This is a genomic window from Sinorhizobium sp. BJ1 (genome assembly GCF_002531555.1).
GTDB lineage: Bacteria > Pseudomonadota > Alphaproteobacteria > Rhizobiales > Rhizobiaceae > Sinorhizobium > Sinorhizobium fredii_B.
Genome location: NZ_NWTH01000089.1, coordinates 1 through 3084 on the forward strand (window position 1 = coordinate 1; position 3084 = coordinate 3084).

Genomic DNA, 3084 nt, shown 5'->3' on the forward strand with positions numbered 1-3084 from the left:
AAAGGGGGCAGGCCCAATGAGCCTCGATTACGAGAATGACAGTGCGCTCCATCAGGAGTTGATCACCCAGGTGCTGTCGCAGTACCCGCACAAGGCGGCCAAGCGTCGCCAAAAGCACCTCAGTGTCGCCTCGGACCGGGATCAGCCCGGGGAGGAAGGCCAGACCATCTCCGAATGCGACGTGAAGTCGAACATCAAGTCCATTCCGGGCGTGATGACGATCCGCGGCTGCGCCTATGCGGGCTCGAAAGGCGTGGTCTGGGGGCCGGTGAAGGATATGGTCCACATCTCGCACGGCCCGGTTGGCTGCGGTCAGTATTCCTGGTCGCAGCGCCGCAACTACTATGTCGGCACCACGGGCATCGACACCTTCGTGACGATGCAGTTCACCTCCGACTTTCAGGAGAAGGACATCGTCTTCGGTGGCGACAAGAAGCTGGAACAGGTCATCGACGAGATCGAGGAGCTGTTTCCGCTCAACAACGGCGTCACCATCCAATCCGAATGTCCGATCGGCCTGATTGGCGACGACATCGAAGCCGTGTCGCGCAAGAAGGCCGGCGAACTCGGAAAAACCATCGTGCCGGTGCGCTGCGAAGGCTTCCGCGGCGTCTCCCAGTCACTCGGCCATCACATCGCCAACGACGCCATCCGCGACTGGGTCTTCGACAAGACGGAGGTCGAGTTCGAAACCGGTCCCTACGATGTCAACGTGATCGGCGATTACAACATCGGCGGCGACGCCTGGGCGTCGCGCATCCTGCTCGAGGAGATCGGGTTGCGCGTGGTCGGCAACTGGTCGGGCGACGCCACGCTCGCCGAAGTGGAGCGTGCGCCAAAGGCCAAGCTCAACCTCATCCACTGCTACCGGTCGATGAACTACATCTGCCGGCACATGGAGGAAAAATACGGCATCCCCTGGATGGAATATAATTTCTTCGGCCCATCCCAGATCGAAGCCTCTCTGCGCAAGATAGCCCGGCATTTCGGCCCGACGATCGAAGAAAGGGCCGAGAGGGTCATCGCCAAGTACCGGCCCTTGGTCGACGCTGTGATCGACAAGTACTGGCCGCGCCTCCAGGGCAAGACAGTGATGCTCTATGTCGGGGGTTTGCGCCCCCGTCACGTCATCACCGCTTATGAAGACCTCGGCATGCAGATCGTCGGCACCGGCTACGAATTCGCCCACAACGACGACTATCAGCGCACCGGCCATTACGTGAAGAAGGGCACGCTGATCTATGACGACGTGACCAGTTACGAACTGGACAAATTCATCGAGAGGATCCGCCCCGATCTGGTCGGCTCCGGCATCAAGGAAAAGTACCCGGTGCAGAAGATGGGCATACCCTTCCGCCAGATGCACTCCTGGGACTATTCCGGCCCCTATCACGGCTATGACGGCTTCGCCATCTTCGCCCGCGACATGGATCTGGCCATCAACAATCCGGTCTGGGATCTCTACGACGCGCCTTGGAAGAAAATGACGGTGCCGACGGCCGCAGTTGCAGCCGAATGATCGTCCGGTCTTCCGCGGGACGAGGACGGCGGGAGACCGGCAATGTCTCGAACATCTCTGTGCCTTGAAGAGGCCAGCTCAAAATAAGGTGAACACTATGCCGCAATCGGCTGAGAAAATTCTCGACCATGCTCCGCTGTTCCGCGAGCCGGAATACAGGCAGATGCTCGCAGAGAAGAAGCTGAATTTCGAATGTCCGCACCCGGAGCGGCTCGTCACCGACCAGCGCGAATACACCAAGGGCTGGGAATATCGCGAAAAAAACCTCGCCCGCGAGGCGCTCGTCGTCAATCCCGCCAAGGCCTGTCAACCGTTGGGGGCGGTATTCGCAGCAGCCGGGTTCGAGCGGACGATGTCGTTCGTCCATGGCAGTCAGGGCTGCGTTGCCTATTATCGCTCGCACCTGTCACGCCATTTCAAGGAGCCGTCTTCGGCCGTTTCGTCCTCGATGACGGAGGATGCGGCAGTGTTCGGCGGCCTGAAAAACATGATCGACGGCCTCGCCAATACCTACTCGCTCTACGATCCGAAGATGATTGCCGTCTCGACCACCTGCATGGCCGAGGTCATCGGGGACGACCTGCATGGCTTCATCGAGAACGCCAAGAGCGAAGGCGCAGTCCCTCCCGAATTTGACGTGCCCTTCGCGCACACGCCCGCCTTCGTCGGCAGCCACGTCGACGGCTATGACAGCATGGTCAAAGGCATCCTGGAGCACTTCTGGAAAGGCAAACAGCGCACGGAAGCGGCTGGCACGATCAACATCATCCCGGGCTTCGACGGCTTTTGCGTCGGCAACAATCGCGAGGCCAAGCGCCTGCTCGACCTCATGGGCGTGTCCTACACCTTCATCCAGGATGCCTCCGACCAGTTCGATACGCCCTCCGATGGCGAATACCGCATGTATGACGGGGGCACGACGATCAAAGCGGTGAGGGCGGCACTCAATGCCCAGGCGACGCTGTCGCTGCAGCACTACAATACCCGCAAGACGCTCGAATATTGCCGCGAGGTCGAACAGGCCACCGCCTCCTTCCACTATCCGCTCGGCATCCAGGCCACCGACGAATTCCTGATGAAGGTGTCGGAGATTTCCGGCAAGGAAATCCCCGAGACGATCCGGCTGGAACGCGGCCGGCTGGTCGACGCCATGGCCGACAGCCAATCCTGGCTGCACGGCAAGACATACGCGATCTACGGCGATCCCGACTTCGTCTACGCCATGGCCCGCTTCGTCATGGAGACCGGCGGCGAGCCAAGGCATTGCCTCGCCACCAACGGCACGGCGGCCTGGGAAGCCGAAATGAAGGCGCTCTTCGCCTCTTCTCACTTCGGCAAGGATGCAAAGGTCTGGGCAGGAAAGGATCTCTGGGCGATGCGCTCGCTGCTCTTCACCGAGCCGGTGGACCTGCTGATCGGCAATTCCTACGGCAAGTATCTCGAGCGCGATACCGGCACGCCGCTGATCCGGCTGATGTTTCCGATCTTCGACCGGCACCATCACCACCGTTTTCCGCTCATCGGCTATCAGGGCGGCCTGCGCCTCATGACGACCATCCTCGACA

At 60.6% G+C, this 3084-nt stretch carries 2 protein-coding genes; both read left to right on the forward strand.

Annotation, left to right across the window (positions count from 1 at the left end; translation table 11 throughout):
- The first annotated feature begins 16 nt into the window (after positions 1-16).
- Entirely contained in the window at positions 17-1519 is a 1503-nt protein-coding gene (gene nifD, locus CO676_RS34070) for a nitrogenase molybdenum-iron protein alpha chain (protein WP_097524288.1), read from the forward strand.
- A 97-nt stretch (positions 1520-1616) separates the two neighbouring features.
- The coding region (nifK, locus tag CO676_RS34075) for a nitrogenase molybdenum-iron protein subunit beta (RefSeq protein ID WP_097524289.1) at positions 1617-3084 on the forward strand (1468 nt) is incomplete at its 3' end.

What these genes read in the sequence shown, in the direction of transcription:
- nifD (WP_097524288.1), top strand. Translation starts at nt 17, where the DNA reads ATGAGCCTCGATTACGAGAATGACAGTGCGCTCCATCAGGAGTTGATC.